The sequence below is a fragment of the Sinorhizobium garamanticum genome, assembly GCF_029892065.1.
GTDB classification, from domain to species: Bacteria; Pseudomonadota; Alphaproteobacteria; order Rhizobiales; family Rhizobiaceae; genus Sinorhizobium; species Sinorhizobium garamanticum.
The window spans coordinates 1873988-1888514 of the sequence record NZ_CP120374.1 but is presented as its reverse complement, the minus strand read 5'-3'; the positions used below and the strand labels follow the sequence as shown (position 1 = coordinate 1888514).

Genomic DNA, 14527 nt, shown 5'->3' with positions numbered 1-14527 from the left:
CATATGTCAGCGCACCCATGCGTCAAATGCATGGGTGCGAGCGTGACCAATTGTGACGGCGCGAGGAAGCGTTCAGCTAAGCTGCAGGAGCGGCCGACTGAAACTCATTGCCGACCGGCAGAGGCAGAAACTTGCGCCGCGGATCGGGGAACAGAGCCGAACTCGTCCTCGAAGAGCTCCGGCATCAGATCGGCAAGCCGGACCAGCTTGCCCGTGCGCGAGCTCTGGAGTGCCGCGATGCCGCAGAGGACGGACATCGCACCGGCGCGGGCGCCTGCCCGCTGCCCCAACGGGTCCGTCGCATCTGGCTTGAAAAGCATGTTCCGCAGCCGATCATCGCCGCCATAGTGCCCGCCGGGGGAATGCGGCACGGCGATGCGCTCGACTCCCGGGCGGCCTTTCGGAAAATTGCGAACCAGCAGGATGACGTCCTCCTCCGGCATCTCCCACGGCTGGTCCTCGTACTGGCGAAGCTCGATCCTGCCCTTCGTTCCGTTGAAGGCGATGTGGTGGCCCTCGATCGGCTGGAAGGTGTTCAGCGAATAGGAGACGTGGACATTGTTGCGGTAGCGTATGTTCGCGACCATCGTATCGGGAATGTCGATATCCTCGCGGAAGACGCAGCCGTCGCGGAAGTAACCGTCGATCTCCGAGGGGTCCTCGTAGAGCGCGTCGAGGAATGGATCGGCTTCGAGATCCAGGTAGAAATCGCATTCATTCTTGTGAGGACAGAGCTTGCAGCGCGGCCCGCGGAAGGGACCCCTGCGGCCGTACATCTGCAGGTCGGCAAACGCCGTGACGGCATCCGGATCACTGTCGAGATACCAGTTCAGCAGGTCGAAATGGTGGGTCGCCTTGTGCACGAATAGGCTGCCCGACTTGTCCGTATAGGCGTGCCAGCGACGGAAATAGTCGGCACCGTGCCTGGTATCGAGGTACCAATGAAAGTCGACGGAGGTCACTCGGCCGATCTCGCCGGAATTCAACAGTTCCTTGATGCGCGCCGCAGTGGGCGCGAAGCGGTAGTTGAACGAGACGTCAACCCGCCGGCCGTTGCGCTTCTCGGCGTCCAGAATGCGGCGGATCTTTTCAACGGTCGTCGACATCGGCTTTTCGGTGATGACATCGGCACCGGCTTCAAGCGCGCGTACGACGATGTCGTCATGCGTGTCGTCGGGCGTGCAGACGATCACGAGATCGGGCCGCGCTTCGGCAAGCATCGTGTCGACATTGCCGTAGATGGGCGCGTTGGTGGCAATCATCGTGCGCGCGCGTTCGGCTCTGAGCGCATTCGTGTCGGCAATGGCGACGAGATCCACCTCGCTGCGCCAACCGGCGAGTAGATACTTGCCCCACATCGTGGTGCCGCGGTTGCCGGTACCGACCAGCGCAAAACGACGTTTGTTGTCCATCTTCCTCACGCAATCCTGTCTGGAGTGAAGCCGCGCGACTGGCGGCTGTGGTTAGCACAACATGTAAATTCAACATACATGCTAGTGGCTGAAATCCGCGAGCGTCAAGGTGTTTTCCGCCGGTCCTGTCACCCAACTTGTAAGAAGCATGATCGAGGAACCCATCTCAGCAGGAGCTACGATAACGCTCCACGCAGGTGGCGATCACCTCCTCGGCCGGCCGCTTCCACCAGTTCTCGGCTGAGAAGATCTCGACCTCCTGCGTCCCATGAAAGCCGGCTGCCTCGATCCGGCGCCGAATCCCCTTCAAATCGATGACGCCGTCGCCCATCATGCCGCGATCCGTCAGCATGTCCCTGGTCGGGACCAGCCAGTCGCAGACGTGGTGTGCGAGGATCGCCTTCATTTCGCCCGCCCGCGCGATCTGGTTGGCGAGATCGGGGTCCCACCAGACGTGATAGACGTCGATCGCGACGCCGACGCCGGGGCCGAGCGCCTCGCACATGTCGAGCGCCTGGCCGAGCGTGTTCACGCAGGCGCGGTCGGCGGCATACATCGGATGCAGGGGCTCGATCGCAAGCGGAACGCCGGCGGCGCGCGCATGCCGCAGCACCGTGGCGATGCCATCCTCGACCATCCGGCGGGCAGCATCGATGTTCTTCGATCCACCGGGCAGACCGCCGACGACCAGCACCAGGCAATCGGCGCCGAGCGCGGCCGCCTCGTCGATTGCGCGCCTGTTATCGTCGATGGCCTTCTCTCGACCCGCTGCGTCCGCCGCCGGGAAGAAGCCGCCGCGGCAGAGACCGGTGAGCCTCAAGCCGTTGGACTTGACAATGCGGACTGCCTCATCGAGCCCAACCGCTGCCACCTGGTCCCGCCACGGGGCGATCGCCGTGATCCCGTGCCGCAGGCAGATGTCGACCGCTTCAGCAAAACCGCACTGCTCGCGGATCGTCGCCAGATTGATGGAAAGCCCCTCGACCTGCATGATGTTCTCCTCCCGCTGTTCATGAGACCGCCGTCATCGACGCCCAGTCCGGCTCGACCGAGGAGCCGAGACCGATCGCCCCCAAGGCGGTTCCGAAAGTGACTTCGCCGCCCCGGATGACGAGCCGTGCCCGTCCGGACGCGCCCTCGTACAGATCCGCATGGGCAGCGAGGTAAGACGCCTGCTCGCCCGCCGGGGCCCGTCCCATGCCGTCGACATAGTGATGACCGTTGCGCTCGACATGGCCGGCGCCGACGAGCGCGGCCAGGACCAGATCCTGCTGGAGCGCGAGGCCTGATTGCGTTGTCAGGTCCTCGGCGGACATGAAATACCGGGAAGCGCCCGCCTCGCGGTTCCATTTCTCGACGCGCGCGCGGTTGATCAGCGCCCGGTAGAAACCCTTGCAGGATTTCGAGGAGATGCCAGCATAGCCCAGGTCGCGGGCGCGCGGAAAGGCGCCGACGTCGCCGTCGGACTCGTCTATTTCGAGCGGCATGCGCTGCGCGAGCCCGGCGACCGATTTCGACAGCGCCTCGGCACGCGCGATCGGCTGCTCGAAAAAGAGAAGGGATCGGCGCAGCCTGGAAAGGCGCGGCTCCTTCTGCAGGCGATCAAGAAGGTCGGCCGCCGCATCGGCGCTTTCGAACTGTTCGTTGCCGTCGAGCGTCGCCCGATAGCCGTCGACCGTGCGATCGAGCACCGCGGCAATGGCTATCAGGCGCTCTAGGTCTTCGGCTGGGCGCCCGGACACTTTGATCTTGAAATAGCGGTGCCCATAAGCGGCAATCACCTCTTCGAGCGTCTGCGGCAGACCGTCCTTGAGCCGCTGCTCCGACGCTAGATCGGCGGCGGTCAGCGCATCGGCGAGGCCGATGGTATGACGCACGGCGAGCCGCGGCGAAGGCTCGAGCCGCGAGAGAAAGCCCGCGAGGTCAAAACCCGCAAGGTCCGTTGCGGTGGCATCGGTGATGCCGAGCAGATCGTGCCTGATGGCGTCGACCGCACTTACGCCTTTCATCCGGCACACGACATCGATGATGGCGCGATCGACGAGCGCAAGGCCGTACGACGCCACGAGCGGCGGGAGGCCCCGGCCCGCAGCCGCCTCGTGATGATCGGCCTCGACGGCGGCATGCAGCCCGAAGGGCGTCGCTGCGCCAACCGCCCGCAAGCTTTCGATAGCCAGGTGGAGCGACGCGCGAAGCTGCGCGACGTTGTCATCCGGCGAAAGGACCGGATTCTTGTCGAACCATTTCGGCATCATCATCTCGGCCGACCAGCCGGTGGACTCATGGCCGCTTTCGTCCGCGATCCTCACCCGAACGAAGGCCTGCGGCGCGCTCTCGACACGCGCCGCTCCAAATCGGAAAGGAAAGCGGAAGCCGACCTGCCGCTCGAAGATATCCGCCTCAACGAGCCTGACCACGGGAGCCTCGGTCATGGCGGCTTCAATCGATGCCGTGGACAGCGAGGACGCGCTGCATGCGCGAGATCGCCAGTTCCGGATCAGCAAGAGCGCCCGCCCTGTCCGCCAGACGGAAGAGTTCGGCGAGATGGGCAAGCGAGCGCGCGCTCTGCTGCCCACCGATCATCACAAAATGATCCTGCAGGCCGTTCAGATAGGCGAGGAAGACGACGCCGGTCTTGTAGAAGCGCGTCGGCGCCTTGAAGATATGGCGCGACAGCGGCACGGTCGCCTCCAGCAATTCGAAGAATTCGCCTTTGCGCCCTTTGCCGAGCGCCTCAAGCGCCGCTGAAGCCACCGGCGCGATCGCATCGAAGATGCCGAGCAGCGCGTCCGAGTGCCCCTCCTCGTCGCCGGCGATCAACTCGGCGTAATTGAAGTCGTCGCCGGTATACATGCGCACGCCCTTTGGCAGCCGGCGCCGCATCGCGATTTCCTTCTCCTTCGACAGCAGCGATATCTTGATGCCGTCGACCTTTTCGGCATGCGCTTCGATGACAGCAAGGCAGGTTTTCATCGCCGCCAGATGGTCGGCATTGCCCCAATAACCGTCGAGCGCCGGATCGAACATTTCGCCCAGCCAATGGATGATCACCGGCTCCTTCACCTGCGAAAGGATGCGGTCATAGACGCGGATATAATCTTCCGGCCCCTTCGCCGCTGCCGCGAGCGCCCGGCTCGCCATCAGGATGATCCGCCCACCTTCGGCTTCGATCGCTTCGATCTGGCTCTCATAGGCCTTGAGAATATCGTCGATCGAGACATCGGGGCCTGGCGCCAGATGATCTGTGCCTGCGCCGCAGGCGATCAGCGCCCCGGAGCGCCCGCGCGCTTCGGCAAGCGCACGGCGGATGAGTTCACGCGCTTCCGGCCAGCCGAGGCCCATGCCGCGCTGGGCCGTGTCCATCGCCTCGGCGACGCCGAGGCCGAGGTCCCAGAGGCGGTGGCGAAAGGCGAGTGTCCGTTCCCAATCGATCGCCGGCGTCAGCCACGGATCATTATCGGCAAGCGGGTCGGCGACGACGTGCGCCGCCGCAAAGGCAACTCGCGGGAAATCCGCCGGTGCACGCTTTTGCAACGGAACCGGCCGTCCGATGAGCTCGTAACGCGTAAGCCTGCCTTCAAGAGGAAGATCGATGCTGGTCATCGCTCAAAACTCCAATGCCGGTACATCGAGCCAGCGGCGCTCGGCCCAGGATTTCAGTCCGAGTTCCGCAAGCTGCACGCCCTTGGCGCCTGCCTCCAGCCCGTAGGGCCATGGACTGTCCTCGGCGACATGGCGCAGGAACATCTCCCATTGCGCCTTGAAGCCGTTGTCGAAGACCTGCGTGTCCGGCACTTCATCCCAGGTCTTGTAGAAGTCGATGGTCTGCGGCTGATCCGGGTTCCAGACCGGCTTCGGCGTGTTGACGCGGTGCTGGGTCCAGCATTTCGTCAGCCCGGCGACGGCCGAACCATGTGTGCCGTCGACCTGGAAGGTGACGAGATCGTCGCGGCGCACGCGGACCGTCCAGGAGGAATTGATCTGCGCGATCACGCCGCCGTCGAGCTCGAAGGTCGCATAGGCCGCATCGTCCGTATCGCAGTCATAGGTGCGGCCCTGCTCGTCGACGCGGGTCGGTATATGGGTGGCGCCGAGGCAGGAGACGGCCCGGACCTCGCCGAAGAGGTTGTCCAGCACGTAGCGCCAGTGGCAGAGCATATCCAGAATGATGCCGCCGCCGTCGCCCTTGCGGTAATTCCAGGAGGGACGCTGGGCAGGCACGCCCCAATCGCCTTCAAAGACCCAGTAGCCGAATTCGCCGCGCACCGAGAGGATCTTCCCGAAGAAGCCCGAGTCCCTGAGCAGCGCCAGCTTGCGAAGTCCGGGTAGGAACAGCTTGTCCTGCACGACGCCGTGCTTGAGACCGGAGGCGCGCGCCTTGCGGGCGAGTTTAAGGGCTATGCCGAGATCATCGGAAATCGGCTTCTCACAATAGACATGCTTGCCGGCATCGAGCGCCCTGCCGATGAGCTCGGCGCGCATCAGCGTCGTGCCAGCGTCGAAAAAGATCTGGTCGTTGGGATCGGCTAGCGCCGCATCGAGATCTGTCGACCAGCGAGCGATATTATGACGCTTCGCGAGTTGCTCCATCTTGTCTCGGTTGCGGCCGACGATGATCGGGTCGATCTCCAGCCGTTCGCCGGACTTGAGCGTGACCCCACCCTGATCGCGAATGGCCAGTATCGAGCGCACCAGGTGCTGGTTGTAGCCCATGCGGCCGGTGACGCCGTGCAATATGATCCCCAAACGTGGCATGCGGTCTCCTCCCTGCCAGGCCTCACGGGAGCGGACCCAGCCCTCCCAAGCCAGTAACTAAACAGTTACTTTGTGGCAGAGAAAAGCCACGCCTGTCAACAAAAAAAACGACATGTCGAAGATTCAGCGCCTGATCGAAGCCAAAGTCACATGAACGATGTGACGTTCCCAGCCCTCGATATTGGCACGCTCCGCGAGATCACGACCAAAGATCGTCGACAGCGTGTACTGGTTCGAGAGGTAGAAATAACCGAGCGCCGCCATCGTCAGATAGAGGTGCAACGGGTCGACATCCTCCCGGAAGAGGCCCTTTGCCCTGCCGCGGTCGAGCAGGTCGGAAAGCTTGCCCATGAGTTGCGAATGCAGCTCCTTGAGCCGGGTCGATTGACGCAGCCAGCGGGCGCGGTGAAGGTTCTCCGTACCGAGCAGACTCAGGAACTCTGGATGCTCGAGGAAGTACCTCCATGTGAACATTGCCAGCTCGGCGATGCCCTGTTCCGGCTCCAAGTCACTGAGATTGATCGATTTTTCAGCCGTCCTTATGCCGATATAGGCCTCCTCCAGGACGGCGAGGTAGAGCTGCTCCTTGTCGCCGAAGTAGTGATAGAGCATGCGCTTGTTGATGCCGGCTCGCTCGGCTATGGCATCGACTCGCGCCCCGCCCATGCCGTTCTCCGCGAACTCCTTGGTGGCGGCCGCGAGGATAGATGCGCGCGTCCGCTCGGGATCGCGCTGCGCGGAGCGTTCAGCGCGCTCGCCGTTTCCATTCCTTCCTCTGGGACCCGCCTGCGGCTTTTCCATTACATCACCTCCGGCACCTCTTGCCTTCGGCGGCATTCGATGCGACATCGTAAAGAAAATTTACAAGATAATGACAGCACTTCACACAACTGCTTGACACGATCTTTGCTTGCCCCTAGTTTGTAACCAATTAGTTATTTATTGCAAGAGGTCTCAACAACACGACTATGAGACGGAGCGTTGTGGAGGCGCTCCCGAGGGAGGAGGAACAAATGACGCATCGCATCAGCAGACGCAGTGTGCTTGCAGGAGGAGCGGCACTTCTTTCATATTCCGCGCTGGCACCCCGCGCGTTCTCGCAGGAGGCGCGGCTGCGCCTGCTCTGGTGGGGATCGCAGACCCGCGCCGACCGCACCAACAAGGTCAGCGAGCTTTTCAAAAAGGCGAATCCCGGGGTTGCCATCAACGGCGAATTCCTCGGTTGGAGCGACTACTGGCCGCGCCTGGCGACGCAAGTGGCGGGCGGCAACGCGCCCGACGTCATCCAGATGGATTACCGCTATATCGTCGAATATGCGCGGCGCGGCGCTCTCGCACCGCTCGACAGCTACCTCGGCTCGGTGCTCAAGGTCGAGGATTTCGACCAGGTGCAGATCAAGGGCGGCAGCGTCGACGGCAAGCTCTACGGCATCAGCCTCGGCGCCAACTCGACGGCAATGATGGTCAACACGGTCGCCTTCGAGGAAGCCGGTGTCGACCTGCCGACGCCGTCCACCACCTGGGACGAGCTCGCCCGCATGGGTCTCGAGATCACCAAAGCGGGCAAACGCAAGGGCTATTACGGCCTCTCGGACGGCAGCGGCGTCGAGCCGCTCCTCGAAAACTGGCTCCGCCAGCGCGGCAAGGCCCTCTTCACCGCGGACGGCAAGATCGCCTATGACGCGAACGACGGGGCCGAATGGTTTGCCATGTGGCAGAAGATGCGCGAGGACAAGGCCTGCGTGCCGGCCGATATTCAGGCGCTCGACCAGTTCAATATCGAGACGAGTCCCCTGTCGCTCGGAAAGGCGGCGACGTCCTACGCCCACTCCAACCAGCTCGTCGGCTATCAGGCGATCAACAAAGACAAGATCGTGCTGAGGAGCCATGCGCTGATCAATAAGGATGCCAAGGGCGGCCATTACCGCAAGCCATCGATGTTCTTCTCGGTATCGGCCAAGAGCAGCGATCCGGAACTCGGCGCCAAATATGTCAACTTCTTCGTCAAGGATCCGGAAGCCGCCAAGATCCTCGGCGTCGAACGCGGCGTGCCGGAATCGGCCTCCGTGCGCGAGGCGCTCGCGCCGTCGCTCGATGACCTCGGGCGGGCAGCACTCGAATATGTCTCCGGGCTCGGAGCGCTCGTCGGCGATCTGCCGCCGCCACCGCCATCGGGTGCCGGTGAGGCGGAACTCGCTCTGCGCAGCGTCGCCGAGCAGGTGGCCTTCGGCCAGCTCGACGCGAAGCAGGGCGGCGAGACGCTGGTGAACGAGGTCACACAGATCCTGTCGCGAGGTTGAGGAGATGGCGGCCGTGCAGGATTCCGCTGTCGTCGTCGGTGCGGGCGCCCAAGTGCGCCCCGCCGCACAGGGCCGATGGGCCTCCATCTGGGCGAAGCACGGAGCCGGCTACATGTTTTTGTTGCCATGGCTCATCGGCTTCTTCGGCCTGACGCTCGGGCCTGCGGTTGCCTCGCTCTATCTCTCCTTCACCAGCTTCGACCTGATCCGCGCGCCGGAATGGGTCGGGACCGCCAATTACGTGCGCATCGCGACAGCCGATCCGAAATTCGCTGCCGCGATGCAGGTGACCTTCCTCTATGTCGTGCTTTCGGTGCCGTTCAAGCTCAGCTTTGCGCTGCTCGTCGCCATCCTTCTCGATCGCGGCGTCCGGGGACTCACCGTCTACCGCGCGATTTTCTACCTGCCGTCGCTGCTCGGCGGCAGCGTCGCGATCGCCGTGCTCTGGCGGCAGCTCTTTGCCGGCGACGGCCTCATCAACAGTCTGCTTGCCCAGTTCGGCATCGAGGGCCCGAGTTGGATCTCGCATCCGAACTATTCGATCTGGACGCTCGTCGTCTTGAGTGTTTGGCAATTCGGCTCGCCGATGATCATCTTCCTTGCCGGTCTCCGGCAGATCCCGACCGATATGTATGAGGCCGCAAGCCTCGACGGCGCGTCGAAGTTCCGGCAGTTCTACAAGATCACACTGCCGCTCTTGACCCCGGTCATCTTCTTCAATGCGGTCGTTCAAACGATCGATGCCTTCAAGGCCTTCACCCCGGCCTTCATCATTTCCGGCGGTACCGGCGGACCGATCAACTCGACGCTTTTCTATACGCTCTATCTCTACCAGGAAGCCTTCGGCAACTTCCGCATGGGCTATGCCTCGGCCTTGGCCTGGATCCTGGTGCTGATCATCGCGCTCTTCACCGCCTTCTCGTTCCTGACCTCTCGCTACTGGGTGCACTACGATGACTGACGCGATCATGAGCTCCGTAACCGCCCCGTCATCGGCACCGCTCGGCCGCCGCGGCCCGTTGGGGTCGGTCCTTGTCCACGCCGGCCTGATCGCCGCCTCGATCGCGATGCTCTACCCGCTCCTGTGGATGATTTCCGCGTCGGTGCGGCCGGAGGACGAGATCTTCGCCTCGACCTCGCTCTGGCCGTCATCGATCGATTTCGCATCCTATTTGCGCGGCTGGTTCGGCCTCGACGTCAGCTTCGGCCGCTTCTTCTGGAATTCGCTCGTCGTGTCCGTGCTGACGGTGATCGGCAACGTCGTCGCCTGCTCGCTCGCGGCCTACGCCTTCGCCCGGCTTCGCTTCGCCGGGCGCAATTTCTGGTTCGCGATCATGCTGGGGACGCTGATGATCCCCTATCACGTGACGCTCATTCCCCAATATGTGCTCTTCCTCAATCTCGGCTGGGTGAACACCTTCCTGCCGCTCGTGGTGCCGAAATTCCTGGCAAGCGACGCCTTCTTCATCTTCCTGATGGTTCAGTTTTTCCGCGGCATTCCGCGCGAACTCGACGAGGCGGCGATGATGGATGGCTGCGGTGCCTGGCGCATCTACTGGAAGATCATGCTGCCGCTCTCGCTGCCGGTGCTGGCAACGGCCGCGATCTTCTCCTTCATCTGGACCTGGGACGATTTCTTCGGACCGCTGATCTACCTGAACGACATGAACACCTACACGATCCAGCTGGGCCTCCGGACCTTCGTCGACTCGAGCAGCACCTCCGACTGGGGCGGACTCTTCGCCATGTCGACGCTGTCGCTCGTGCCCGTGTTCTTCTTCTTCCTGTTCTTCCAACGCCTTCTGATCGAAGGCATCGCCACCACCGGCATGAAGCGCTGATCGCGGGAGCTGGAGTTTACCCATGGACGAATTGCGTTTTGCCGCGGTCGGGCTCAACCACAACCACATCTACGGCCAGGTCAATTGCCTTCTGAGAGCCGGCGCCCACCTTGTCGGCTTCCACGAAACGGACGATGCGTTGGCCGCGGAGTTCTCGGCCACGTACAAGGATGTGCCGCGTATCGCGACACTCGACCGGATACTCGAAGACGAGAGCATCGGCCTTGTCACCTCGGCTGCCGTCTCTGCCGAGCGGGCGGAACTTGCGATCCGCGCCATGCGACACGGCAAGGACGTGCTCGTTGACAAGCCGGGAATGACGAGCCTGGACCAGCTCGCCAAAGTGCGCCGCGTCCGGGCCGAAACGGGGCGCATCTTCTCGATCCTCTATTCCGAGCATTTCGAGAGCCCGGCAACGGTGAAGGCCGGCGAACTGGTCGCAGCCGGCGCCATCGGCGACGTCGTGCACATGGTCGGCCTCGGACCACATCGGTTGCGCAAGGAAAGCCGTCCCGACTGGTTCTTCCGCCGCTCGGACTACGGCGGCATCCTGACCGACATCGCCTCGCACCAGTGCGAGCAGTTCCTCTTCTTTGCCGGCGCCAGCGATGCCACCATTCTCTCGGCAAGCGTCGACAACCGGAGCGTTCCCGACAGCCCGGAACTCCAGGATACGGGCAACATCCACCTTTCGACGGGACAGGCCACCGGCATGATCCATGTCAACTGGCTCACCCCCGACGGCATGCCGACCTGGGGCGACGGCCGGCTCTTCGTCGTCGGCACGACCGGTACGATCGAGGTTCGCAAGACGGTCGACCTCGCCGGGCGCGCAGGGGGCAACCACCTGCTTCTTGCCGACCGCAACGGCGTCGAGCACATCGATTGCTCGGGCGTCGACCTTCCCTTCGGCCGTCAGCTCCTCGCCGACATCCGCGACAGAACCGAAACCGCCATGCCGCAGGAACGCTGCTTCAAGGCCATGGAGCTTGCCCTTTCAGCGCAAGCGATCGCCGAACGTAACTAGGAAAAGAACTGACATGAGCGTAAAGACAGTTGCCATCATCGGCTGCGGGATCGGACGGTCGCACATCGTCGAAGGCTATCGGCCGCATCCGGACAAGTTCCGGGTTACGGCACTGTGCGACCTCAACGAGGAACGGCTGAACGAAGTCGGCAACGAGTTCGGCATCGAAAAGCGCACGACGTCGTTCAAGGAATTGCTCGCCGACGACAGCATCGACATCATCGATATCTGCACGCCACCCGGCATTCACCTCGAACAGGTGCTCGACGCGCTGGCCTCGGGCAAGCACGTGATCTGCGAGAAGCCGCTCACCGGTTCGCTCAAGGGCATCGACCGGATCATGGAGGCGGAGAAGCCGGCCCGGGGCGTGCTGATGCCGATCTTCCAGTATCGCTACGGCGACGGCATCGAGAAGGCGAAGCGCATCATCGACGCCGGCATCGCCGGCAGGCCCTATGTGGGCTCGGTCGAAACCTTCTGGCTGCGCACGCCCGAATATTACTCCGTTCCTTGGCGCGGCAAATGGGAGACGGAACTCGGCGGCGTGCTGGTGACTCATGCTCTGCACCTGCACGACATGATGCTTCACCTTCTTGGTCCGGTCGCAAGAGTGTTCGGGCGCGTTGCAACGCGCGTCAACGACATTGAGGTCGAGGACTGCGCCTCGGCAAGCCTGCTCATGCAGAACGGCGCCTTCGTGTCGCTCTCCTGCACGCTCGGCTCGCAGGAGCAGATCAGCCGCCTTCGCCTGCACTTCGAGAATGTCACCTTCGAAAGCAGCCATGAGCCCTATGCTCCCGGAAAGGATCCCTGGAAGATCATTGCCGCCAACGAAGCCGTTCAGGCTGAGATCGACGAAGTGATCGGCGACTGGCGTCCGGTCTTGCCGCGTTTCACGACGCAGATGGCCCATTTCCACGCCTTTCTCAGCGGTAACGGGCCACTTCCAGTCACCACCAAAGATGCGCGGCAGGCGTTGGAACTGGTGACGGCGATCTATCAGTCCGCCGATACGGGTCGCGAGATAACGCTTCCGATCGGACCGGAGAGTCCGAAATATGCCAATTGGCGTGCGAACACGAGGTAACGGCAAAGGCCGCAGGGAGGAATTCGAAATGGCAACCAGCGTCGTTCTTCAGAAAGTCGAGAAGCGCTACGGCGCGCTCGATGTGATCCACGGCATCGACCTCACCATCGACCCCGGCGAGTTCGCCGTCTTCGTCGGCCCGTCCGGTTGCGGCAAGTCGACTCTCCTGCGCATGATCGCCGGTCTGGAGGAGATCACCGGCGGCACGCTCATGCTCGACAACGACCGGATGAACGAAGTGGCGCCGGCCAAGCGCGGCATCGCCATGGTGTTCCAATCCTATGCGCTCTACCCACATATGTCGGTCTACAAGAATCTCGCCTTCGGCCTTGAGACGGCGGGCTACAGGAAGGCGGAGATCGAACCGAAAGTGCGTCGCGCCGCCGAGATCCTGCAGATCGAGAAGCTGCTCGACCGCAAGCCGAAGGCGCTCTCCGGCGGTCAGCGCCAGCGCGTGGCGATCGGCCGGGCGATCGTGCGCGAGCCGCGCATCTTCCTCTTCGACGAACCGCTTTCCAACCTCGATGCGGAACTTCGCGTACAGATGCGCGTCGAAATCTCCCGGCTTCACCGCGATCTCGGCAACACGATGATCTATGTGACCCACGATCAGGTGGAAGCCATGACCATGGCCGACAAGATCGTCGTCCTGAACTCCGGGCGGATCGAGCAGGTGGGAGCGCCGCTCGATCTTTACAACCACCCGGTCAACCGCTTCGTCGCCGGGTTCATCGGCAGCCCGAAGATGAACTTCCTCAAGGCGCGCATCGCTGCAGTCGGTGAAGCGGAAACAGCGATCCAGGTTTGTGGCGGCACGATCCGCCTGCCGCGGGCCCTAAGCGGCGCAGCGGCGGGAGAGGAGGTGACCTTCGGTATCCGGCCGGAACATCTTTCCGCGCACGACGATGGCATCGCGCTCGCCCCGATCAATGTCGAGCTCGTTGAAAACCTCGGCGGCGAAACCATGCTCTACGGCATCACCCCTGACGGCCAGCACATCACGGTCGCGCTCGAGGGCCAGCAGAAAGTGGAGCGCGGCACCAACCTCGCAGTCCACTTCGATCCTTCACGCTGCCACGTGTTCGGCGCCGACGGCAAGGCGATGTGAGCGCGGCACCGGCTGCGCGCCATGGAACGAAACGGCGGAAAGGCCAATGGATCGGTCCGCTGTTTACCGCTTGCTCATGGACCAATGTGGCGCCATTCTGAGGGCGTATCCTGGCTGTAAGGCCGAACGCTGTTTCGCCCCTGGAACGCCAGCTCGACCTCGAAGCACTTGAGTGCTGCCTTTTCTCGACTGATCCCGGGGGAGGAGGTTGTCCATGTCTACGCCCCATACCGACCATCCATTACAACCGGGCGACCGGGCGCCGAACATTGTGCTCGATGCCATCTCGCGCGAGGGAAAAATCGCACTTGATGATTTTCGCGGCCGCAGCCCGCTGTTGATCGGTTTGTTTCGAGGCCTGCTGTGTCCGTTCTGCCGGCGCCATGTCGCGGCGATGGCACAGCTCAACCCGGCGCTGCATGAGAAAGGCGTGAACTCTCTAGCGGTGGTAAACACCCCGGTCGAACGCGCGCGACTCTATTTCCGTTATCATCCGATACCCGGTCTTCTTGCTGCATCCGATCCGGAGCGAGCTTCACACCGCGCCTTCGGCTTACCTCTCCTCGAGATCACGGAGAATGAGACCGACTGGCCATACAAGGTCGGAATGGATGTGGTCACGACATTGCGGGTCGACCGGCCCGGGGAACTGCCTGAACCGATGAATCCGGACGCAGCAGGCGACCTCCTCAACGCGAAGGATGGGTACGAAATCACAGAAGCCGATCAGCAGGTGAGAATTCCCGGCCATATGCAGCTCGTCGGCCACTTTCTGCTCGATCGAGAAGGTGTGGTGCGCTGGAGCTTTACCGAAGTTGAAGAGGAAGGTCGAAATGTGTGCCGGGCGCTCAATCCCGAAGAGTTGATGTCGGCAGCTTCCGAAGTCGCCTCTTAACAGCGAAAACGCGCTCGGCAGCCACTCCGGTAGTGATTGCGTGGGCCCTCAAGCGCGTCGGCCAAAGTTTCCTGCCCGCATGCACCGATAAGAAATTTCTGC

At 62.8% G+C, this 14527-nt stretch carries 13 protein-coding genes; 7 read left to right on the top strand and 6 right to left on the bottom strand.

What is annotated here, in order from left to right:
* Positions 1-104: 104 nt before the first annotated feature.
* From PZN02_RS28695 to PZN02_RS28670, 6 genes are all read right to left on the bottom strand, one after another.
* Positions 105-1412 carry a Gfo/Idh/MocA family protein gene (locus PZN02_RS28695; RefSeq protein ID WP_280662331.1) on the bottom strand — a complete coding sequence of 436 codons (1308 nt, stop codon included), beginning with the start codon at positions 1410-1412 and terminating at the stop codon, positions 105-107.
* 166 nt (positions 1413-1578) lie between these two features.
* Positions 1579-2403: a sugar phosphate isomerase/epimerase family protein gene (locus PZN02_RS28690; RefSeq protein WP_280662330.1), complete on the bottom strand. Its 825-nt coding sequence runs from the start codon at positions 2401-2403 to the stop codon at positions 1579-1581.
* A 19-nt stretch (positions 2404-2422) separates the two neighbouring features.
* A complete protein-coding gene (locus PZN02_RS28685; RefSeq protein ID WP_280662329.1) occupies positions 2423-3844 on the bottom strand; it encodes an enolase C-terminal domain-like protein in 1422 nt (473 codons plus the stop codon).
* 7 nt (positions 3845-3851) lie between these two features.
* Positions 3852-5015 (bottom strand): dihydrodipicolinate synthase family protein, encoded by a 1164-nt coding sequence (locus PZN02_RS28680; RefSeq protein ID WP_280662328.1) that lies wholly within the window; start codon positions 5013-5015, stop codon positions 3852-3854.
* A 3-nt stretch (positions 5016-5018) separates the two neighbouring features.
* Positions 5019-6167, bottom strand: coding sequence for a Gfo/Idh/MocA family protein (locus tag PZN02_RS28675; RefSeq protein WP_280662327.1), 1149 nt, complete (start codon positions 6165-6167; stop codon positions 5019-5021).
* 123 nt (positions 6168-6290) lie between these two features.
* Complete coding sequence (locus tag PZN02_RS28670) at positions 6291-6968, bottom strand: TetR/AcrR family transcriptional regulator (RefSeq protein ID WP_280662326.1); 678 nt, start codon at positions 6966-6968, stop codon at positions 6291-6293.
* 212 nt (positions 6969-7180) lie between these two features.
* Between PZN02_RS28670 and PZN02_RS28665 the strand changes: the two genes are divergently transcribed.
* The 7 genes from PZN02_RS28665 (at position 7181) to PZN02_RS28635 (ending at position 14425) form a co-directional block, all read left to right on the top strand.
* The gene (locus PZN02_RS28665; protein ID WP_280662325.1) at positions 7181-8467 is read left to right on the top strand and encodes an ABC transporter substrate-binding protein; all 1287 of its coding nucleotides are present in this window, start codon (positions 7181-7183) and stop codon (positions 8465-8467) included.
* Positions 8468-8471: 4 nt separating this feature from the next.
* Entirely contained in the window at positions 8472-9428 is a 957-nt protein-coding gene (locus PZN02_RS28660; RefSeq protein WP_280662324.1) for a carbohydrate ABC transporter permease, read from the top strand.
* Positions 9421-10308, top strand: coding sequence for a carbohydrate ABC transporter permease (locus PZN02_RS28655; protein ID WP_280662323.1), 888 nt, complete (start codon positions 9421-9423; stop codon positions 10306-10308). The genes PZN02_RS28660 and PZN02_RS28655 overlap by 8 nt, the downstream gene beginning before the upstream one ends.
* 22 nt (positions 10309-10330) lie before the next feature.
* Positions 10331-11335 (top strand): Gfo/Idh/MocA family protein, encoded by a 1005-nt coding sequence (locus PZN02_RS28650; protein ID WP_280662322.1) that lies wholly within the window; start codon positions 10331-10333, stop codon positions 11333-11335.
* A gap of 13 nt (positions 11336-11348) precedes the next feature.
* Positions 11349-12422: a Gfo/Idh/MocA family protein gene (locus PZN02_RS28645; RefSeq protein WP_280662321.1), complete on the top strand. Its 1074-nt coding sequence runs from the start codon at positions 11349-11351 to the stop codon at positions 12420-12422.
* A gap of 28 nt (positions 12423-12450) precedes the next feature.
* The gene (locus PZN02_RS28640; RefSeq protein ID WP_280662320.1) at positions 12451-13530 is read left to right on the top strand and encodes an ABC transporter ATP-binding protein; all 1080 of its coding nucleotides are present in this window, start codon (positions 12451-12453) and stop codon (positions 13528-13530) included.
* 214 nt (positions 13531-13744) lie between these two features.
* On the top strand, positions 13745-14425 hold the full coding sequence (locus PZN02_RS28635) for a redoxin family protein (protein ID WP_280662319.1): 681 nt from the start codon (positions 13745-13747) through the stop codon (positions 14423-14425).
* Positions 14426-14527: the final 102 nt, after the last annotated feature.